This is a genomic window from Actinosynnema sp. NPDC059335, from assembly GCF_042752395.1.
Classification (GTDB): Bacteria; Actinomycetota; Actinomycetes; order Mycobacteriales; family Pseudonocardiaceae; genus Actinosynnema.
In genome coordinates, this window is record NZ_JBHYXZ010000014.1 from 1 (window position 1) to 18,069 (window position 18,069).

The following is an 18,069-nucleotide window of genomic DNA, read 5'->3' on the forward strand; positions in this document are numbered from 1 at the left end:
GACCCGCCCGCCCCGCGCCGCCCCCGCGCGCCCGCGGGCGCGGCGAGGCCCCCCCCGCCCTCCGCCCCCACCCCCCCGTCCGCTTACCCGCCCGCTCGGGCACCTGCAGAAGCCCGGCAGCACGGTGTCGCTGGAGCGCGGCCCGGAGGGCGTGGCCGTGCGCCGCAGCCTGCTGCCGTCGGGCCTGCGGGTCATCACCGAGCGCATCCCGGGCGTGCGGTCGGCGTCGGTCGGCCTGTGGGTGCAGGTCGGGTCGCGCGACGAGCGGACCGAGGTCGCGGGCGCCGCGCACTACCTGGAGCACCTGCTGTTCAAGGGCACGGCGAACCGCACGGCCGCGCAGATCGCCGAGGAGATCGACGCGGTCGGCGGCGAGCTGAACGCGTTCACCGCCAAGGAGCACACCTGCTACTACGCGCACGTCCTGGACGAGGACCTGCCGTTGGCCATGGACCTGGTGTGCGACGTGGTGTTCGACGCGCTGTGCGAGCCGCGCGACTTCGAGACCGAGCGCGGCGTGGTGCTCGAAGAGATCGCGATGCGCGACGACGACCCGGAAGACCTGCTGCACGACGCGTTCCTCGACGCCCTGCTGGGCGACCACGCGCTGGGCCGGCCGGTGCTCGGCACCGAGCAGTCCATCGGGGACATGGACCGCGACGCGCTGTTCGGCTTCTACAAGAAGCGCTACACGCTGCCGCGGATGGTGCTCGCGGTGGCGGGCAACATCGACCACGCCCGGGTGATGCGGCTGGTGCGCAAGCAGGTCGGCGACCGGCTCGACCGCGTCGGCACGCCGGTCGCGCCGCGGTCCGGCCGCGCCCGCATCCCCGCGTCGCGCAAGCTGGTGCTGCACTCCGACGACACCGAGCAGGCGCACCTGATGCTGGGCGTGCGCGGGCTGGACCGGCACGACGAGCGCCGGTTCGCGCTGAACGTGCTCAACGCCGCGCTGGGCGGCGGCATGAGCTCGCGCCTGTTCCAGGAGGTCCGGGAACGGCGCGGCCTGGCGTACCAGGTGTACTCGTCGGTGGGCCTCTACGCGGACGCGGGCACGCTCTCGGTGTACGCGGGCTGCCAGCCCGACCGGCTCGGCGACGTGGCCGGCGTGGTGCGCGAGGTGCTGTCCACCGTGGCGCGCGAGGGGATCAGCGACGCCGAGGTGGCCCGGGGCAAGGGCCAGCTGCGCGGCGGGCTCGTGCTGGGCCTGGAGGACACCAGTTCGCGCATGTCGCGCATCGGCAAGGGCGAGCTGAACTACGGCGACTACCTGTCGGTGGAGCAGACGCTGGCGCGCATCGACGCGGTCACCGCCGAGGACGTCGCGGCGCTGGCGCGCGACTTGCTGCGACGCCCCGTCGCCGCCGCCGTGGTCGGCCCTTACGCTCACGCCGACGATCTGCCGTCCCAGGTGCACGAGGTGATCTCTTGAGTTCCGTACCCCCGCCCGACCCCGCGAGCGGGTCCTCGGCCGAACCGCTCCGCGTCGGCGTCATCGGCGCCAGGGGCCGCATGGGCGCCGAGGTGTGCCGCGCGGTCGAGGCCGCGGCGGACATGGAAGTCGTCGCGACGGTCGACGCGGGCGACCGGCTGTCCGACCTGGCCGACGCCGGCGCCCGGGTCGCGGTCGACTTCACCGGCCCCGACGTGGTGATGGACAACCTCCGCTTCTGCGTGGACAACGACATCCACGCCGTCGTGGGCACGTCCGGGTTCGACGCGCAGCGGCTCGACGCGGTGGCGGAGTGGCTGGCGTCGAAGCCGGAGCTGGGCGTGTTGATCGCGCCGAACTTCGCCATCGGCGCGGTGCTGTCCATGCGGTTCGCCGAGCTGGCCGCCCGGTACTACGAGTCGGCCGAGGTGATCGAGCTGCACCACCCGCGCAAGGTGGACGCGCCCTCGGGCACCGCCGCGCACACCGCCCGGCTCATCTCCCGGGCGCGGGAGGCGGCGGGCCTCGGCCCGATGCCGGACGCGACCACGCAGGAGGCCGACGGCGCGCGCGGCACGCTCGTGGGCGACGTCCGGGTGCACTCGCTGCGGGTGGCCGGGCTGATCGCGCACCAGGAGGTCGTGTTCGGCACGGAGGGCGAGACGCTGACGCTGCGGCACGACTCGCTGGACCGCAAGTCGTTCATGCCGGGCGTGCTGCTGGCCGTGCGGTCGATCGCGCGGCACCCGGGGCTCACCGTGGGCCTGGACAAGTACATGGACCTCTGAAGGTCCGCGTGAGGACCCGCACCGTCGCGTTCCTGATCACCGCCGCGCTGGCGGTGTACTTCGTGCTGCTCGGCGGCCGGGCCGCGGTGCTCCTGGGCACCGGCGACCCGGTGGGCATCGGCCTCGGCGTCGGGGTGCTGGTGCTGCCGCTGATCGGCGCGTGGATCGCGTGGACGAACCTGCGGTTCGGCTTCACCACCGAGCGGATGGCGCGGCAGCTCGACGCCGAGGGCGGTCTCCTCGACACGTCCGGGCTGCCGCGTCGCCCGTCCGGGCGGGTGGACCGGGACGCCGCCGACGAGTGGTTCGACCGGCGCCGGGCCGACGTCGAGGCGCGCCCCGACGACTGGCGGGCGTGGTTCCTGCTGGCCCAGGCGTACGACCTGGCGGGTGACCGCGGTCGGGCGAGGGAGACCATGCGGAGAGCGATCGAGCTGTTCCAGTCGCCGACGAATACGGTGTGATCCAGCCGACTGAGACGTGATTCATCCGGTCTTCACGGTCTCTTGCCTTGGATCTTTCACGCGTGCTCGTTACCGTGAGTACATGGCGAACACGTTGGAGAACCTCCGGTTGGCCGTGGCCTGCCTCGTCCTCGCGACCGCCGTCGGGGTCGCCCTCGCGCTCGGCTGACCGTTACACGTCCGGGTGGTTCCGAGTGCGGTCGTGCGCTCGGTCGGGTAGCCGAGGAGGCATGGAACGCGCAGCGGTGGACCGCCTCTACGACTGTGACGTGCTGGACCGCCACGGCCGGCCCATCGGACCGGTCGCGGCCGTGTGGCTGGCCGGTGGCCGCCCGTTGTGGGCCTCGGTGCGCCGGGAGACCGGGACCACGCTCGTGCCGATCCGCGGCGCCCAGGTGCGCGACCGCAGGCTGGTGGTGCCCGTGGACAAGCGCGAGGTGGAGGACGCGCCGAAGGTCGACGACCGGGAGCTGTCCGAGGCCGAGCAGCTGGAACTGCACGACCACTACGGGTTGACGCTGCCCGAGCAGCGCCTGGTGCGCCACGAGCGCCCGGTGGGCGAGGGCGTCAGTGCCACCACCCCGCCACCGCGGCGGGCGAGGCGGCCAGGACGCTGAACCGGGCGAACCGGCCGAGCACGCTCGTGGAGAGGAACAGCCAGGACGACATGCCCGCGAGACCCGCGAGCACGGTGGTGAACATGAACGGCGGCAGGCCGACCACCGAGCTGACCGCGTGCGTGCCGAACATCCAGTGCGGGTGCCGGTGGCAGCGCGCCCGCACCCACTCCAGCCGGGCCCGCCACTTCAGCCGCCACGGCGCCACGGGCTTCGCCGGCTTCTCCTCGCGCCTGAGGAACGCCGGTAAGCGCAGCGAGCCGCGGGCGGCCAGGAAGTAGAACATCTTGCCCAGCACCTGGCCCAGGGCGACCGCGAGCCCGATCCACCACCACGAGATGCCCGGTTGTTGGGTCACCAGGCCGATCACGAAGAGTTCGATGCTGATCAGAGGCATCAACGCGGAGCCGAAGGCCACGCTGAACGTGAGGCACACCCACCCGAACCCGAGCACCCGGCCGAGGCTACCCGCGGGATCAGGGCGTGAGCAGTAGGGCCAACCCCCCGGAAACCCTGATCTCGCGCAGCGGACGCCCGCCGGCGTCGAGCGTGCGCACCGTGCCGTCGGCCTCCCAGTCCGCCTTGCCGTAGAAGCCGATCGAGGCCCGGTCCGCCTCCGGCACCCAGGCGACGCCCCGCGTCGCGCCCGCTTCGCGCAGCCGGCGGGCGGCCGTGGCGAGCAGCCTGCCGCCGTGGCCGCGCCGCCCCCAGCGGGGTTCCACGAGCACGCTCACCAGCGCCGTGGTCGCCGCGTCCGCGGGCAGCGAGCCGTCCGCCCGCGCCACCTCGTCCTCGGGCGCGAGGCCCGCGACGCAGAAGCCGACCGTCCACGCGCCCTCGGCGGCGACGAGCACCTGGCCGCGCCCGACCGCATCGGCCCAGGCCGGCGCGGTCTCCTCCACCTCGATCGACGCCAGGACGTCGGCGGGCACGAGGTCGGCGTAGGCGGTCCGCCAGGTGTCGCGGTGGATGCGGGCGATCTCCGCCACGTCGTCGGGCTGCGCGGTGCGCACGGTGGCGTCGGCCATGCGCACTGTTATAGCCCTCCGGTCCGCCGGGCGGCGGAGGCAGGTCCGCCGAGCCGGCCGCCGCCCGCGCGGGGAGACGACGAGCACGCCGCCCGGAGCCCGCCGTCCTCCCGGTGGGAGCGGACGGCGACCCGCCGTCCGCCCGGTCGGAGCCGATCGCGCCGCCGGGGTGGAGGTGATCCCCGGCGGTCCGGGCGGCAAGATCACCGGGCGGCTTCGGGAAACCGATGCCCGGCGGGTCCGGGTCCGGCCCGGTCCGCGCCCCCTCCGGTCCCGCCGCGGGTGGGGGCGGGTGCGCTGTCCGGGCTACCGTGCGTGACTGTCATACCCCGGTGGGACCATCCAGTCGTGCAGAGAATGAGCGCAGACGTCGCCCGCCGCATCGCGCTGGGCGCACAGGGTTTCGCCGACCCCCGGCCCGCTTCCGCGCCCACCCGCCGGCACCTGCAGAAGGTGCTGTCGCGGATTCGCCTGTTGCAGCTCGACTCGGTGAACGTCGCCGTCCGCGCGCACTACATGCCGCTGTTCAGCCGGCTCGGCGCCTACGCGCCGTCGCTGGTGGACGAGGCCGCGTGGGCGCACAGCGCGCGCAAGCCACGGCTGCTGGTGGAGTACTGGGCGCACGAGGCGAGCCTGGTGCCGCTGGAGGACTGGGCGCTGCTGCACTCCGGGGCGAAGCGGCCGGGCTGGTGGAAGAACTACGCGGCGATCGTCGAGCGCACGCCGCAGCTGGTGGACGACGTGTTGGCCGTGGTGAAGGAGCTGGGCCCGGTCGGCGCGGGCGCGATCGAGAAGGCGCTGGCGGGCGGCGGGCCGCGGGCCAAGGAGCACTGGGGCTGGAACTGGTCCGAGGTCAAGAAGGTGTGCGAGTACCTGTTCGGCGAGGGCGTGCTGACCACGGGGTCGCGGCGCGGCTTCGAGCGGCTGTACGACCTGAGCGAGCGCGTGCTGCCGCCGGAGGCGCTGGCCCGGCGGCTGTCGGTGTCGGCGGAGGAGGGCGCGCGCGAGCTGGTGGCGCGGGCGGCGACGGCGATGGGCGTGGCGACCGAGCCGGACCTGCGCGACTACTACCGCCTCCAGCCCGCGCGCAGCCGGCAGGCGGTGGCGGAGCTGGTGGAGGCCGGGGTGCTGGAGCCGGTCGAGGTGGAGGGCTGGGGCGTCCCCGCGTACCGGCACGTGGAGGCGCGGGTCCCGCGCCGGATCACCGGTCGGGCGCTGCTGTGCCCGTTCGACCCGCTGATCTGGGAACGCGCCCGCACCGAGCGGATCTTCGACTTCTTCTACCGCATCGAGATCTACGTGCCCGCGCCGAAGCGGGTGCACGGGTACTACGTGTTCCCGTTCCTGCTGGACGGCGAGCTGGTGGGCCGGGTGGACCTGAAGGCGGACCGGGCCGCGGGCGTGCTGCGGGTGCAGGCGGCGCACTCCGAGCCGACGGCGGACGTCGGCCGGGTCGCGGTCGAGCTGGCCGCCGAGCTGCGGCACATGGCCGACTGGCTGGAGCTGGACGACGTCCGGGTGGCGCCCAAGGGCGACCTCGCCCCGGCTCTCACGGCGGTCGTCCGGTGAGCGCGTGAGACGTTGGGCTGACAGATGTTGAAATCTGTCAGCCCAACTGGCATAGTGGAGGTCATGACGAACTCCACCGATCGCGTGCTGCCGCGCCGCGCCCTGGGCTCCACCGGTCCCGAGGTGTCGGCGCTCGGCCTGGGCTGCATGGGCATGTCCGACCTCTACGGCCCGGCCGACGAGGCCGAGAGCGTGGCGACCATCCACGCCGCCGTGGACGCGGGCGTGACCCTGCTCGACACCGGCGACTTCTACGGCATGGGCCACAACGAGCTGCTGATCGCGCGGGCGCTGCGCGAGCGCCGGCGCGAGGACGTGGCGATCAGCGTCAAGTTCGGCGCGCTGCGCGACGCGGACGGCGGCTGGCACGGCAACGACGGCAGGCCGGAAGCCGTCCGCAACTTCCTCGCCTACACCCTGCGCCGGCTGGGCACCGACCACGTCGACGTCTACCGGCCCGCCCGGCTCGACCCGGCGGTGCCGATCGAGGAGACCGTCGGCGCGATCAAGGAGGAGGTCGAGAAGGGGCGCGTGCGCCACATCGGCCTGTCCGAGGTGGGCGCGGAGACGCTGCGCCGCGCGCACGCCGTGCACCCCGTCGCCGACCTCCAGATCGAGTACTCGCTCGTGTCCCGGGGCATCGAGCGGTCGATCCTGCCCACCGCGCGCGAGCTGGGCGTCGGGGTCACCGCGTACGGCGTGCTGTCGCGCGGCCTGATCTCGGGCCACTGGACCGCGTCCCGGCAGCCGACCGACTTCCGCGCCGTCTCGCCGCGCTTCCAGGGCGACAACCTCGACCACAACCTCGCGCTGGTGGAGGCCCTGCGCGCGGTGGCGGCCGAGAAGGGCGTCACGGTCGCCCAGCTCGCCATCGCCTGGGTGCTGGCGCAGGGCGAGGACATCGTGCCCTTGGTGGGGGCCCGCCGCCGCGACCGCCTGACGGAGGCCCTGGGCGCGCTCGACGTCACGCTCACGGCCGCCGACCTGGCCCGGATCGAGGCCGCCGTGCCGGCCGACGCCGTGGCCGGCGACCGCTACGCGCCCGCCCTGATGGCCCACCTGGACAGCGAGCGCTGACCGCGGCCCACGCACAATGGACCGGACCGGCAGGCGACACCAGGGGGCACCACGTGGCGGACGGCGCACTGACCGCTGAGGTCATCCTCAGCACCACCGAGGACGTCCTGCGCCGGTACGGCCCGGCCAAGGCGACCGTGGTGGACGTGGCCCGCGCGCTGGGCGTCAGCCACGGCAGCGTCTACCGGCACTTCCCGACCAAGGCGGCGCTGCGGGAGGCCGTCACCCAGCGCTGGCTCGACCGGGCGCACGCCGGGCTCGCCGGAGTGGCCACCGCCGACACCCCCGCGCCGGAGCGCCTGCGCTCCTGGCTCGCCGCCCTGTTCGAGGCCAAGCGCCGGAAGGCGCTGGACGACCCGGAGCTGTTCGCCACGTTCTCGGTGCTGGTGCGGGAGAACAGCGCCGTGGTCGCCGCGCACATCGAGGCCATGGTCGGCGACCTGACCCGGATCGTCGCCGACGGGGTGGCGTCCGGCGACTTCACGACCCCGGACCCGGCCGTGAGCGCCAAGGCGGTGTTCGACGCCACCGCGCGCTTCCACGACCCGGCCCACGCCGCCGAGTGGGCGGGCCCGGACGTCGACGCGGCGTTCGACGCGGTGGTGTCCCTGCTGGTGGCGGGGCTGCGGTCGGCCGGGTGACCGGCTACCGGGAGCTGCTCGCCCGGCCGCTGACGTGGTGGTGGCTCGTCGCCACGGTGGCCACCCGGTTGGCGGTCTGCACGGTCCCGCTCGCCGCGGTGTTCCTGGCCGCCGAGCACACCGGCTCGTACGCCTGGGGCGCGGTCATCGCGGGCGCGTACGCCGCCGGCGAGGCCGTCGCCGCGCCGCGGATGGGCGCCCGCTTCCAGCGCCGGCCGCTGCGGCCGGAGCTGTCCCGCGTCGCGGTGGCCGAGGCGGTCGCGCTGCTCGGCCTGGTCGTGTCGCTGCGGCTCGGCCTCCCGGTCGCCGCCGTGGTGCTCGCGGCGGTGGGCGGCGGGGTGGCCGCCGGGACGTTCGGCGGGCTGCGCACGCTGCTGGTCCGGTCCGCGCCGGACGGCCGGGGGAGCGCCCTGGCGCTCGACGTGATCGTGAACCAGGCGTGCCAGGTCGCGGGTCCGGCGCTGGTGGGCGTCGCGGTGGCGGTGTGGAGCGCCGACGCCGCGCTGCTGGTCGTCGCCGCCGCCCTGCTGGTGACGCCGGTCGTCGCGGGCCGGCTGCCCGGGTCGCTGGGGGCGGAGGGCGACGCGGTCGTGCGCGGGTCCGCGCGCGTCGTGCGGGCGATCTGGCCGGCGGTGGTCGTCGTCACGGTCGTGCTCGCGCTCCAGGCGGCGGTCGAGGTGACGCTGCCGAGCCTGCTGGAGCACCGCGGCGCACCGGCGGCGTGGGCCGGCGCGGCGCTGTCCGCCCTGGCCGTGTCCAGCATCGCGGGCAGCTTCCTGTACGGCCTGCGCCGCCGGCCGGGGAACGCGCTGCGGCACACCCTGGTGCTCGCGTCGCTGTTCGCGCTGGTCGTGGTGGCGGTCGGGGTGGTGCGCTCGCCCGTGGCCACCGTCGTGCTGGTGGGCTGCGCGGGGTGCTTCCAGGCCGCCGCGAGCACCGCGCGCAGCCTGACCGTCACCGAGGCCCTGCCCGCCGGCTCGTGGTCGGTCGGCTTCTCGGTGCTCTACTCGTTCGCCGCCGTGGGCTTCACGGCGGCGAGCGTGGTGAGCGCGGTGTTCCTGGCCGCGGGCGACGCCGCCGTGTTCTCGACCGCGCTGGGCGTGGGCGCCTGCGCGGTGTTCGCGCTCGTCGGCGCGGTGGAGCGCGGGACCCGCGGCACGTCCTGAGCGCCGCGGGCCCCGGAGCCGGTCACGCCGTGGTGGCGGTGGTGACCAGGGCGGTGCCGCTGGTGGTCCGGCCGGTGATGAACAGGGCCGGCTCGGTCTCCGGCGGGGTGTCGGAAACGTCCAGGTCGCTGCGCGCCGACCCGGAGTTGGAGGCCAGGTCCACCTGCGCCGACACCCCCGGCCGCACGCCCACCCGGACGTCGCCCGAGCCGGTGCCGAGCTGGATCCGGCCGGCCGCGGCGTCGGCCAGCGTGACGTCGCCGCCGCCCGTGCGCACCTGCACGTCGTCCTGCACGGCCCCGAGCCACACGTCGCCGGTGCCGGTGTAGATGACCGTGTTGCCGCCGATCGCCGACACCTCGACGTCACCGCTGCCGGTCTTGGCCCGCAGCCCGCCCGGCATCGGCCCGAGCCGCAGCTTGCCCGAGCCCGAGTTGACCTGGGACGGCGCGTCCGCCTGGTCGGTGGTCACGTCGCCGGTGCCGGTCTGGATCTCCAGCCGCCCGGCCGCGCCGGTCACGGTGACGTCCGCCGAGCCCGTCTTGGCGATCACGTGCGAGCCGAGCGGAGCGCGCACGGTCACGCTCAGCGGCACCGCGCGCAGCGGCAACGCCTTGGACGCGTGCACCTTCAGGCGGGCGCCGGACAGCTCGACCCGGGCGTCCCGCACCGCCTCGGCCGGCCCCGACGGCTGGCCGGGCACCGTGCCGAACTGGTTGTTCACCCAGTTCAGCAGCCCGTTCAGGCCGGCGGTCCAGGACTCGCCCGGCGACGGGTCGTGCCTCAGCTCGACGTGCACGCCCGGCTCGTCCACCAGGTGCACCCGCACCCGGCCGGCGACCAGCGCGACGTCGATCTCCGCCACGCCGTCGACGTCGAAGCCCTGCTGCCGCACCACATCGGATTCCATCGGTCCCCCTCCTCAGCCCTGCACCCAGCCGCGGACCCGCGAGGACGACGACGAGTCGCCGCCCGCCTGGTCCTTCGGCGGTCCCCAGTGCTTGTGCCCGCCGCCGCGCCGCCCGCCGACCGCGCCCTGCACGGCCTGCGCGACGAACGTGTTCAACGACATCCCCTGGGCCGCCGCGGCCTGTTCGGCCTTGGCCTTCAGCTCGTCCAGCAGCCGCAGCGTGACGCGCGTGGCGTCACCGGCGGAGGGCCGGGGAACCTCCTGCGGCTCCGGTTCGTGTTCCTCCCGGGCGGTCGTGCCGGTGACGACCACCCGCACGTCCCGTCCGTCCAACCGCACGTCGACGACGGGGCCGTCGAGGGCCGCGGTGACCTCCGCGGCCAGGTCGGACAACGCGTTCATGAGCGCGAGCCGCGCGGCGGGCTCCAGGGCTGCGGACAGCAGGGCCGCGGTGCGCCGGGTGTTGTCGTCCCCGGCGGACGCGGCCGTCGCGAGGTCCTCGCGCAGTGCTGCGATGTACGGCGACAGATCCATGACACCACCATGACGTCAAATCTGACATCAGTCAAGGCGACCGGTGATGTCGCTCATGACGGCACGCGGCAGGGCCGGCGCGACCGGCGGCTTCGGTTAGGGTTCGGGCCATGGCTGAGACGGTGTCGCCGAAGGTGCAGTTGATCGCGAAGACGGAGTTCTTCCCCCCGGACGGCGTCCCGTGGTCCACCGACGCCGACGGCGGCGAGGCGCTCGCCGAGTTCGCCGGCCGCGCGTGCTACCAGTCCTGGACCAAGCCCAACCCGGCGACCGCCACGAACGCGGGCTACATCAAGCACATCATCGAGGTCGGCCACCTCTCGGTGCTGGAGCACGGCTCGGTCAGCTTCTACCTGACCGGCATCTCCCGGTCGCTCACGCACGAGCTGATCCGGCACCGCCACTTCTCGTACTCGCAGCTGTCCCAGCGCTACGTGCCCGAGCGCAACGCCGCCATGGTCGAGCCGGACGTCATCGCAGGCGACCCCGAGCTGCACGAGAAGTTCCTGGCCGCCGCCCAGGCCAGCGTCGACGCCTACAACGAGCTGCTCAAGGGCCTGGAGGAGAAGTTCTCCGACGTGCCCAGCGCCACCCTCCGCCGCAAGCAGGCCCGCCAGGCGGCCCGCGCGATCCTGCCCAACGCCACCGAGACCCGCATCGTGGTGACCGGCAACTACCGGGCGTGGCGCCACTTCATCGCCATGCGCGCCACCGAGCACGCCGACGTGGAGATCCGCGCCCTGGCCGTGGAGTGCCTGCGCCAGCTGCAGAAGGCGGCGGCCAACGTGTTCGCCGACTTCACCATCTCCACGCTGTCCGACGGCACCGAGGTCGCCTCCAGCCCGCTGGTCACCGAGGGCTGAGGACCCGTGAAGCGGCTGATCGTCGACGTCCGGCCGGGGGAGTACGCGATCGTGCGGCTGCCCGCCGACGCGCCGGTCCCGGCCGGGCTGCTCGACGCGCCGGGCCTGGTCTCGGTGACCAGGACGCCGGAGGAGCTGTCGATCGTGTGCCCGGCCGACCACGCGCCGCCCGCCGACACCGCGCAGCCCGGCTGGCGGTTGCTGACCGTGCGCGGTCCGCTGGAGTTCACCCTCACGGGCATCATGGCCGCCCTGTCGGGCGAGTTGGCCGCGGCGGGCGTGAGCCTGTTCGCGCTGTCCACTTACGACACCGACCACCTGCTCGTGAAGGCCGGCGACCTGGCCAGGGCGGTGCAGGCGCTGCGTGCGTCGGGTCACGAAGTCACGAAACCGTGAAACCGGATCGGGCGACGGACGGTCTGAAGTAGCGTTCCGCCGGTCCGCGGTCGGGTTTCGAGGAGTGACGGTGACTGGTCCGACACAGGGTGTGAGCGCCCAGCCGCGCGTGATCGCGGGCAGGTACACCCTGCTCGCCGAGCTGGGGCGCGGCGGCATGGGCGTCGTCTGGCGGGCCCAGGACAACGTGATCGGCCGCCAGGTCGCCATCAAGGAGCTGCACCTGCCCGACGGCATCGCGCCGGAGGAGCGCCGCGTGCTGGAGGAGCGGGTGCTCCGCGAGGCGCGCACCGCGGGCCGGCTGAACGACCCCGGCGTGGTCACCGTCTTCGACGTGGTCGCCGAGAGCGGCATGACCTACATCGTCATGGAGCTGGTCGAGGCCGCCACGCTGTCCACTTTGATCAGCGCGCACGGCCCGATGCCGCAGGACCGGGTGGTCGCCATGGCGATCCAGGCGCTGTCCGCGCTGGACTCCGCCCACCAGGCCGGGATCGTGCACCGCGACGTCAAGCCCGGCAACCTCATGGTCACGCCGAACGGCCGGGTCAAGCTCACCGACTTCGGCATCGCCCAGGCCGTGGACGACCCGCGCCTGACCACCAGCGGCAGCCTCATCGGCTCGCCCGCCTACATGTCGCCGGAGCGCATCCACGGCCACGAGGCGTCGCCCGCCTCCGACCTGTGGGCGCTGGGCGCGACGCTGTGCTACGCCGTGGAGGGGGTCAACCCCTACGAGCGCTCGACCACCGCGTCCACCTTGCACGCGATCATGAACGAGATGCCCCGGCTGACCAGGGCGCACGGCGTGCTCGGCGCGGTGATCACCGGCCTGCTGATGCCCGACCCGAACGCCCGGCTGACCGGCCCGCAGGCCCGCGCCATGCTGGAGCGCGCGGTGGCCCAGCCGACGCCGCCCACCGGGTTCGGCGCGCCGCCGCGGCAGACCATGCACTACACCGCTCCGACCGCCGTACGGAAGCCGTGGCTGAAGGGCGTGCTGATCACCGGGGGCGCGCTGGCGGCGGTCGCGCTGCTGGTCGCGGGCGTGTTCCTCGGCCGGTGGCTGTTCACCGACCAGCCGCCCGCCGCCATGGCCGAGACGGTCACCTACGGCCCCGGCGGCACGATCGAGCCGTCCCAGTTCAAGCCGGGCAGCGGGCAGTGCGGCGACAACCTGGTCGACCCCAACGCCACGGTCAACTACACCGACTGCGACGAGCCGCACCGGACCGAGGTCTTCGCGGCGGCGGAGCCGTTCGGGTCGGACAAGATGCCCTACCCCGGCGACGAGTGGCTCCGCAACTACGCCGAGGACTTCTGCACCATGCACTTCATGTCCGACCGGGTGCCGGTCGAGGACAAGGAATCGCTGTTCCGCTACGCCGCGGTCGTGCCCACCGCCGGCGTGTGGGCCGAGGACCCGGCGTCGTCCTCCTCGTCGTCGGACAAGCGCTACCGCGACGTCGTGTGCGTGCTGTGGAACAAGGACGGCACGGCCCTGAAGGACCAGGTGTACGCCAAGTAACGTGGTGCCATGGGCGTCGCGCAGGACGAACGCAGGCTGCTGACCGAGCTGTTCGCCGAGGTGGGACCGGACGCGCCCACGCTGTGCGACCCGTGGCGCACGCGTGACCTGGCCGCGCACCTGGTGCTGCGCGAACGGCGTCCGGACGCGGCGGCGGGCATCCTGCTCAAGCCGCTCGCCGGGCACACCCGCCGCGTCCAGGACGCCTACGCCGCCCGGCCCTGGGACGAGCTGGTCGAGCTGGTCCGGGTCGGCCCGCCACGCCTCTCGCCGCAGGCCCTCGCGGACGAGCTGGTGAACGCCGTCGAGTTCTTCGTGCACCACGAGGACGTGCGCCGGGCGCGGGACGGCTGGGAGCCGCGTTCACCCGATCCGGTACGGGACGCGGTGCTGTGGCGGCGGCTCGCGCCGACCGCCCGGCTGATGTACCGCAAGAGCCCGGTCGGGGTGGTGCTGCGCCGCCCGGACGGCGAGGCGGTCGTGGCCAGGCGTGGCGCGAACCCCGTGGTGCTGACCGGGCAGGTCTCGGAATTGCTGGTGCACGTCTTCGGCCGGTCCGCCGCACGGGTGGAGTACGACGGCGAGGAGGACGCCGTGCGGCTGGTGCGCGGCCTCGACCGGAGCATGTAGTCGCAGCTTGCCGAGGGTGACGCGGTAGATTTCCGGCCATGACCGGAAGTCCTACCGCCTCGCCCGGCCGACCCTTCGGCCGCGTGCTCACCGCCATGGTCACCCCGTTCGACGCCGAGGGGGCGGTGGACCTGGGCAAGGCGCAGCGGCTCGCCGAGCACCTGGTCGAGCTGGGCAACGACGGTCTCGTGGTCAACGGCACCACCGGCGAGAGCCCCACCACCAGCGACGCCGAGAAGGCCGACCTGGTCCGCGCCGTGGTCGAGGCGGTCGGCGACCGCGCGACCGTGGTCAGCGGCGCGGGCACGTACGACACGGCGCACAGCGTGCACCTGGCCAAGCAGGCCGAGGCGGCGGGCGCGCACGGGCTGCTCCTGGTCACCCCGTACTACTCGCGGCCCACCCAGGAGGGCGTCCGCGCGCACTTCACCACCGTGGCCGACCAGGTCGGCGTGCCCGTGATGCTGTACGACATCCCGCCGCGCACCGTCATCCCCATCGAGGTGGACACGCTGCTGCGGCTGGCCGAGCACCCGCGCATCGTCGCGGTGAAGGACGCCAAGGGCGACCTGCTCGCGGGCAGCAAGGTCATCGCGGCCACGGACCTGGCCTACTACTCCGGTGACGACCCGCTGAACCTGCCGTGGCTGTCGGTCGGCGCGGTGGGCTTCGTCAGCGTCATCTCGCACATCGCCGCCGACCGGCTGCGCGACCTGCTCGACGCGTTCGAGTCCGGCGACGTCGCCGGCGCGACCGCGATCCACCAGTCGCTGCTGCCGCTGCTGCGGCCCTTCAGCCGGATGCCCGGCGTCACCTACGCCAAGACCGCGCTGCGTTTGCGCGGCCTGGACGTGGGGGATCCGAGGCTGCCACTGGTACCCGCATCAACCGAGGACATCGAGGCCGTCGAGGCCGAATTGGGAGTCAACGCGTGATCAACCCGAGCTCACCCCCGCCCGCACTGCCCGACGGAGGTCTGCGCGTCGTCGCACTGGGCGGCATCGGCGAGGTCGGCCGCAACATGACGGTGTTCGAGCACGCCGGCCGGCTGCTCGTCGTGGACTGCGGCGTCCTGTTCCCGGAGGACGACCAGCCCGGCGTCGACCTGATCCTGCCGGACTTCCGGGCCATCGAGGACCGGCTGGACGACATCGAGGCGCTCGTGCTCACCCACGGGCACGAGGACCACATCGGCGCGGTGCCGTTCCTGCTCAAGCTGCGCCCCGACCTGCCGGTGGTCGGCTCCCGGTTCACCCTGGCGCTGCTCGCGGCCAAGTGCAAGGAGCACCGCCAGACGCCGAAGCTGATGGAGATCACCGACGGCGAGCGGCGCGCGTTCGGGCCGTACGAGCTGGAGTTCTTCGCGGTCAACCACTCCATCCCGGACGCGGTCGCGGTCGCGATCCGGACGGCGGCCGGCCTGGTGCTGCACACCGGCGACATCAAGCTCGACCAGCTCCCGCTGGACGGCAGGCTGACCGACCTGGCCGGGTTCTCCCGGCTCGGCGACGAGGGCGTCGACCTGTTCCTGGTGGACTCCACCAACGCCGAGGTGCCGGGGTTCGTCGCGCCGGAGCGCGAGATCGGGCCGGTGCTGGAGAACGTCGTCCGCAAGGCCAACCAGCGGGTGATCGTGGCCTGCTTCGCCTCCCACGTGCACCGCGTGCAGCAGGTGCTGGACGTGGCCGTGCAGTACGGCCGGCGGGTCGCGCTGGTGGGCCGGTCGATGGTGCGCAACATGGGCATCGCGGCCGAGCTGGGCTACCTCAACGTGCCGGACGGGTTGTTCGTGGACCTCAACGAGGCCATGGACATGCCCGAGGACCAGGTCCTCTTCGTCTCCACCGGGTCGCAGGGCGAGCCGCTGTCGGCGTTGTCGCGCATGGCGCGCGGCGAGCACCGGCAGATCTCGATCCGGGCGGGCGACACGATCGTGCTGGCGTCGTCGCTGATCCCGGGCAACGAGAACGCGGTGTTCGGCGTGGTCAACGGCCTGGCGCGGCTCGGCGCGACGGTGGTGCACCAGGGCAACGCCAAGGTGCACGTGTCCGGCCACTCGCCGGCCGGCGAGCTGCTGTTCCTCTACAACGCCGTGCGACCGTCGAACGTGATGCCGGTGCACGGCGAGTGGCGGCACCTGCGGGCGAACGCGGCGCTGGCCGTGGCCACGGGCGTGAACCCCGACCGGGTCGTCATCGCCGAGGACGGCGTGGTGGTGGACCTGGTCGACGGCAAGGCCGCGATCAGCGGCAAGGTCGAGGTGGGCCACGTCTACGTCGACGGCCTGTCCGTCGGCGACGTCGGCGAGTCCACGCTGTCCGACCGGCTCGTGCTGGGCGAGGGCGGGTTCATCGCGATCACCGTGGCCGTCGACTCCAGCTCCGGCCGGGCGGTCGCGCCGCCGACCGTGTCCGGCCGCGGTTTCTCCGACGACCCGAAGGCGCTGGACCAGGCGATCTCGTTGGTGGAGATGGAGCTGTCCCGCACCGAGGCCGAGGGGATCACCGACTCGCACCGCATCGCCCAGGCCGTGCGCCGGGTGGTGGGCCGCTGGGTCGCCGAGACCTACCGCCGCCGGCCGATGATCGTGCCCACCATCATCCCCGTGGACTGACCGCCCGTGCGCGGGGTGGAGAGGACGTGACGTGGCCGAGGTGCTGCTGTTCCACAACGCGCACGGGTTGACGCCCGGTGTCGCGGCCTTCGCCGAGCAGTTGGCGGAGGCCGGGCACACCGTGCACGTGCCGGACCTGTTCGAGGGACAAGTCTTCGTCGACCTGGGCGACGGCCTGGACTACGCGGAGCGGGTCGGGTACGGCACGATCGCCGGACGCGGCCTCCAGGCGGCCGAAGGGCTGCGCGGCGACGTCGTCTACGCCGGGTTCTCGCTCGGCGTGCTGCCCGCGCAGATGCTGGCCCAGACCAAGCCCGGCGCGGCCGGCGCGCTGCTGTTCAGCGCGTGCGTGCCGGTGTCGGAGTTCGGGTCCGCGTGGCCCGCCACCGTGCCCGTGCAGGTGCACGCCATGGCGGGCGACGAGCTGTTCGTGGACGACGGCGACATCGACGCGGCGCGTGCGCTGGTCGCGGGCGCGGCGGACGGCGAGCTGTTCCTCTACCCCGGCGACCGGCACCTGTTCGCCGACCCCAGCCTGTCGTCCTACGACGAGGTGGCCGCCATGCTGCTGATGGAACGCGTGCTGGCGTTCCTGAACTAGCCGCCGGCCCGGGGTTCGGTACCACCGGTACACACCTGATCCCTTGGGGTGGAATCGGCCCGACCGGCTGGAAACCGCAGGTCAGGCGGCCCTAGCGTGCCCGCATGGAGTCACGCATGTCGAACGCGCTCAGCCGGGAGCCGGGTGACGCCCTCCGCCAGGCCCGTCGCCGGTCGCGGGTGAAGACCGGGACGTTGATCGAGGAGTTGGGCTGGTCCGCGGGCAAGCTCTCGAAGCTGGAGGGCGGGACGCGCGGCACCAGCCCGACGGACATCGCCCGGTTCGCCGGGCACCTCCGCGCCGAGCCCGACACCTTCGAGCGCATCATGGCGCTGGCGCACGAACCTCCGACGGGCCACTACGTCCGCCCGCACGGCGTCGCGATGCCGGACAGCCTGCGCATCCTGATCATCCACGAGCAGGCCGCCAGGACGATCTGCTGCTACCAAACCCTCTTCATCCCCGGTCTGCTGCAAACCCGTGATTACGCCAGCGCCCTGATGGGCGACGCACCGGCCGCCGCCCAGGCCGTGGACGACCGGATGGCCCGCCAGAGGATCTTCGACCAGCCACAGGCCCCGAAGGGCCGGTTCTTCATCTACGAGGCCGCACTGCACCGGATGGTGGGCGGGCCTCAGGTCATGTACGAGCAGATGCTCCAACTGCTGTTCCGGGGAGGAGTGCGCCTGATCCCGTTCGCCGCCGGCCTGCCCGTGTCGCTGAACACCGCGTTCACCTTCATGACGTTCGCGGACCACCTCCCGGTGACCTACGTCGAGCACGGCTCGGAGTCGTTGTTCCTGGACTCCGCCGAATCCACCAAGGCGTATCTGATGTGCTGCAACGACCTCGCACGGGTCGCCCTCACTGAGGAACAATCGCGGTCAGCGTTCGCCAAGTGGGCGGACCGGTTCGAGCGACTGCGGGAGGCCAGTGGTGCGGCAGGAGGCAGTCAGGTGGCGTAAGAGCAGCCACAGCGCCGGGGTTGGCACGGATTGCGTCGAGGTGGTGGTCGCGTCCGAGGCCGTGGGCGTGCGGGACTCCAAGAACACCACTCCGCGGTTGGTGTTCAGCCCTGCCGCGTGGCGCGCCTTCCTCGATCGCCTGTAGGCCGGTGGCGGGGGGGGGGGGGCGGGGGCCCCCCCCCCCCCCCCGCCCCCCCGCCCCCCCCGGGCCGACACCCGGCCGGCGCGCCGGGGGGGGGGGGGCGC

21 protein-coding genes are annotated in these 18,069 nt (G+C 73.6%); 17 read left to right on the plus strand and 4 right to left on the minus strand.

Going from position 1 to position 18,069, the window contains the following annotated elements:
* Positions 1-124: 124 nt before the first annotated feature.
* The 4 genes from ACFXGA_RS06760 (at position 125) to ACFXGA_RS06775 (ending at position 3,301) form a co-directional block, all read left to right on the plus strand.
* Positions 125-1,432, plus strand: a complete 1,308-nt coding sequence (locus ACFXGA_RS06760) for a M16 family metallopeptidase (protein ID WP_378084905.1) — start codon at positions 125-127, stop codon at positions 1,430-1,432.
* Positions 1,429-2,220 (plus strand): 4-hydroxy-tetrahydrodipicolinate reductase, encoded by a 792-nt coding sequence (gene dapB, locus ACFXGA_RS06765; RefSeq protein WP_378084907.1) that lies wholly within the window; start codon positions 1,429-1,431, stop codon positions 2,218-2,220. The genes ACFXGA_RS06760 and dapB overlap by 4 nt, the downstream gene beginning before the upstream one ends.
* A gap of 8 nt (positions 2,221-2,228) precedes the next feature.
* Positions 2,229-2,684 (plus strand): hypothetical protein, encoded by a 456-nt coding sequence (locus ACFXGA_RS06770; protein WP_378084909.1) that lies wholly within the window; start codon positions 2,229-2,231, stop codon positions 2,682-2,684.
* 230 nt (positions 2,685-2,914) lie between these two features.
* Entirely contained in the window at positions 2,915-3,301 is a 387-nt protein-coding gene (locus ACFXGA_RS06775) for a PRC-barrel domain-containing protein (RefSeq protein WP_378084911.1), read from the plus strand.
* On the opposite strand, the gene ACFXGA_RS06780 is transcribed toward ACFXGA_RS06775, so the two are convergent.
* Positions 3,252-3,698, minus strand: coding sequence for a hypothetical protein (locus tag ACFXGA_RS06780; RefSeq protein ID WP_378085074.1), 447 nt, complete (start codon positions 3,696-3,698; stop codon positions 3,252-3,254). The genes ACFXGA_RS06775 and ACFXGA_RS06780 overlap by 50 nt on opposite strands.
* Before the next feature lie 79 nt (positions 3,699-3,777).
* Positions 3,778-4,329 carry a GNAT family N-acetyltransferase gene (locus tag ACFXGA_RS06785; protein WP_378084913.1) on the minus strand — a complete coding sequence of 184 codons (552 nt, stop codon included), beginning with the start codon at positions 4,327-4,329 and terminating at the stop codon, positions 3,778-3,780.
* A 357-nt stretch (positions 4,330-4,686) separates the two neighbouring features.
* On the opposite strand from ACFXGA_RS06785, the gene ACFXGA_RS06790 reads away from it, so the two are divergent.
* From ACFXGA_RS06790 to ACFXGA_RS06805, 4 genes are all read left to right on the plus strand, one after another.
* Positions 4,687-5,898, plus strand: a complete 1,212-nt coding sequence (locus tag ACFXGA_RS06790; protein ID WP_378084915.1) for a winged helix-turn-helix domain-containing protein — start codon at positions 4,687-4,689, stop codon at positions 5,896-5,898.
* A gap of 63 nt (positions 5,899-5,961) precedes the next feature.
* Positions 5,962-6,975, plus strand: a complete 1,014-nt coding sequence (locus ACFXGA_RS06795; protein ID WP_378084917.1) for an aldo/keto reductase — start codon at positions 5,962-5,964, stop codon at positions 6,973-6,975.
* 53 nt (positions 6,976-7,028) lie between these two features.
* Positions 7,029-7,616, plus strand: a complete 588-nt coding sequence (locus tag ACFXGA_RS06800; RefSeq protein WP_378084919.1) for a TetR family transcriptional regulator — start codon at positions 7,029-7,031, stop codon at positions 7,614-7,616.
* Positions 7,613-8,782, plus strand: coding sequence for a hypothetical protein (locus tag ACFXGA_RS06805; protein WP_378084921.1), 1,170 nt, complete (start codon positions 7,613-7,615; stop codon positions 8,780-8,782). The genes ACFXGA_RS06800 and ACFXGA_RS06805 overlap by 4 nt, the downstream gene beginning before the upstream one ends.
* 22 nt (positions 8,783-8,804) lie before the next feature.
* Here ACFXGA_RS06805 and ACFXGA_RS06810 read toward each other — a convergent pair whose 3' ends face one another.
* Both ACFXGA_RS06810 and ACFXGA_RS06815 read right to left on the minus strand, forming a co-directional pair.
* Entirely contained in the window at positions 8,805-9,692 is an 888-nt protein-coding gene (locus ACFXGA_RS06810; RefSeq protein WP_378084923.1) for a DUF4097 domain-containing protein, read from the minus strand.
* A 12-nt stretch (positions 9,693-9,704) separates the two neighbouring features.
* Entirely contained in the window at positions 9,705-10,226 is a 522-nt protein-coding gene (locus ACFXGA_RS06815; RefSeq protein WP_378084925.1) for a toxin-antitoxin system HicB family antitoxin, read from the minus strand.
* Between the two features lie 110 nt (positions 10,227-10,336).
* Between ACFXGA_RS06815 and thyX the strand changes: the two genes are divergently transcribed.
* The 9 genes from thyX (at position 10,337) to ACFXGA_RS06860 (ending at position 17,968) form a co-directional block, all read left to right on the plus strand.
* The gene (gene thyX / locus ACFXGA_RS06820) at positions 10,337-11,089 is read left to right on the plus strand and encodes an FAD-dependent thymidylate synthase (protein ID WP_378084927.1); all 753 of its coding nucleotides are present in this window, start codon (positions 10,337-10,339) and stop codon (positions 11,087-11,089) included.
* Positions 11,090-11,095: 6 nt separating this feature from the next.
* Entirely contained in the window at positions 11,096-11,485 is a 390-nt protein-coding gene (locus ACFXGA_RS06825) for an ACT domain-containing protein (RefSeq protein ID WP_378084929.1), read from the plus strand.
* Between the two features lie 70 nt (positions 11,486-11,555).
* The gene (locus ACFXGA_RS06830) at positions 11,556-13,013 is read left to right on the plus strand and encodes a serine/threonine-protein kinase (RefSeq protein WP_378084931.1); all 1,458 of its coding nucleotides are present in this window, start codon (positions 11,556-11,558) and stop codon (positions 13,011-13,013) included.
* Positions 13,014-13,022: 9 nt separating this feature from the next.
* Positions 13,023-13,643 (plus strand): TIGR03085 family metal-binding protein, encoded by a 621-nt coding sequence (locus ACFXGA_RS06835; protein WP_378084933.1) that lies wholly within the window; start codon positions 13,023-13,025, stop codon positions 13,641-13,643.
* Positions 13,644-13,681: 38 nt separating this feature from the next.
* Positions 13,682-14,578 carry a 4-hydroxy-tetrahydrodipicolinate synthase gene (dapA, locus tag ACFXGA_RS06840; protein ID WP_378084935.1) on the plus strand — a complete coding sequence of 299 codons (897 nt, stop codon included), beginning with the start codon at positions 13,682-13,684 and terminating at the stop codon, positions 14,576-14,578.
* Positions 14,575-16,257 (plus strand): ribonuclease J, encoded by a 1,683-nt coding sequence (locus ACFXGA_RS06845; RefSeq protein WP_378084937.1) that lies wholly within the window; start codon positions 14,575-14,577, stop codon positions 16,255-16,257. The genes dapA and ACFXGA_RS06845 overlap by 4 nt, the downstream gene beginning before the upstream one ends.
* Before the next feature lie 31 nt (positions 16,258-16,288).
* Positions 16,289-16,858: a dienelactone hydrolase family protein gene (locus ACFXGA_RS06850; RefSeq protein WP_378084939.1), complete on the plus strand. Its 570-nt coding sequence runs from the start codon at positions 16,289-16,291 to the stop codon at positions 16,856-16,858.
* Between the two features lie 104 nt (positions 16,859-16,962).
* Positions 16,963-17,823: a helix-turn-helix domain-containing protein gene (locus ACFXGA_RS06855; protein WP_378084941.1), complete on the plus strand. Its 861-nt coding sequence runs from the start codon at positions 16,963-16,965 to the stop codon at positions 17,821-17,823.
* 43 nt (positions 17,824-17,866) lie between these two features.
* Complete coding sequence (locus tag ACFXGA_RS06860) at positions 17,867-17,968, plus strand: DUF397 domain-containing protein (RefSeq protein ID WP_378084943.1); 102 nt, start codon at positions 17,867-17,869, stop codon at positions 17,966-17,968.
* The last annotated feature ends 101 nt before the right edge of the window (positions 17,969-18,069 follow it).